Annotated in this window: 1 protein-coding gene and 1 pseudogene; both read right to left on the bottom strand. The window is 62.6% G+C overall.

The window, feature by feature from the left end; all coding sequences use genetic code 11:
• Positions 1–433 (bottom strand): annotated as a pseudogene (locus ABKW30_RS29205) (type 1 glutamine amidotransferase domain-containing protein); the annotation flags it as partial.
• A 76-nt stretch (positions 434–509) separates the two neighbouring features.
• A complete protein-coding gene (locus ABKW30_RS29200; RefSeq protein WP_348602479.1) occupies positions 510–1,307 on the bottom strand; it encodes an SDR family oxidoreductase in 798 nt (265 codons plus the stop codon).
• Positions 1,308–1,408 lie beyond the last annotated feature (101 nt).

Raw genomic sequence — 1,408 nt, 5'->3', positions numbered from 1 at the left:
CCATCGGGGCGTGGCCGCCCGGAATGAACAGGCCGACATAGCCGTCCGTGCCTTCGGCGACGACGGACGCCAGGGTCTTCGGGTGCTTGAGCGGCTCCAGGTTTTCGGCGAATGCCAGCGCCTCGGCGCGGGCGGTATCGTCGCCGCTGAAGAACATGGCGTTGTTCGAGTTGGCGTCCATGACCGGCAGGTCGCCGTTCGGGTTGGCGATCACCGGCTCATAGCCGGCCTCGATCAGCTTGCGATACGGAACGACGAACTCGTTGAGATAGTAGCCGGTCGCGTAAGTCTTGCCGTCTTTGAGATCGAGTTCGTGAGCGCTCGACATGACGACAAGGACTTTCCCTTTGGATTGTGCAGATGCGTCGGACATGGGGATCACCATTGCGATGGCGGCAGCCAGCACGGCACCGCCGATGTTGCGAATAGACATTGTTGTTGTTCCTTGGATCTTGGCGGGCTCTGCCCGTCGTTGATTGAAGATGTGTGGTTACGAGATCTTGAGATTTTCAGGCGACGTTGTATCGCGGCGCCGGCTTCGCGTTGCCGAAGTTGGGGCCGAACGCGCGGCGGTCGGCTTCCCAGCGGGCCCACTGATCACCGTCATGCAGCGGCGGGATCGTCACCAGCTCGCCCTGGTCGAGTCCGCTGAGGGCAGCATCGACGAGGTCTTCGGCCGACATGGTGGTGGGCCTGGTCTTCTGGGGGGCGTAGCCGGCGACATCCCAGAAATCGGTCGCGGTTGCCGCCGGAAGAACGGTCTGCACCCGAACGCCCTTGTCGGCGAGATCGCGCTGCAGGACATGGCCGAAGCTCAGAACGTAGGACTTGGAGGCGCTGTAGACGCCGTTCAGGGCTTCGACGGCGATGCCGACGGCGGAGCTGATGTTGATGATGGTGCCGTTGGCGCGCGCCGCAAAGGCCGGAGCAGCCGCGTAGGTCAGACGGGTGAGAGCGGTGATGTTCAGGTCGATCATCGCTTCCATGGCATCGACATCGGCCTGAAGGATGGACGCGACCGAGCCGACGCCGGCGTTGTTGACCAGCATGGTGATGTTCGGATCGTCGCGCAGGACCGCCTCGACCTTGGCGAGATCGGCCTTGTCGTTCAGGTCGGCCGGAAGCGTGGTGACCTCGCGACCGGTCTCGGTCCGCAGCTTGCTGGCCACGGCGTCCAGACGCTGTGCATTGCGGGCGACGAGGATGAGGTCGTAGCCGCGCTTGGCCAGGCGGTCGGCGTAGATCGCGCCGATGCCGGACGACGCGCCGGTGATCAGGGCGACGCCCTTCTCAGAAGTATTGCTCATGATGTTCTCCATCGGTTGCCGCTCGGAACTGAGCGATGACGATAGAGATACAGTTGCAAATCGAAGTCTCAAATGTCATATAAGCGTAGATTTAGGACACC

The organism is Phyllobacterium sp. SB3 (genome assembly GCF_040009165.1).
In the GTDB taxonomy this organism is placed as follows: Bacteria; Pseudomonadota; Alphaproteobacteria; order Rhizobiales; family Rhizobiaceae; genus Phyllobacterium.
This window is presented reverse-complemented; position numbering and strand designations above follow the sequence as displayed.

What these genes read in the sequence shown, in the direction of transcription:
- ABKW30_RS29200 (WP_348602479.1), bottom strand. Translation starts at nt 1,307, where the DNA reads ATGAGCAATACTTCTGAGAAGGGCGTCGCCCTGATCACCGGCGCGTCG.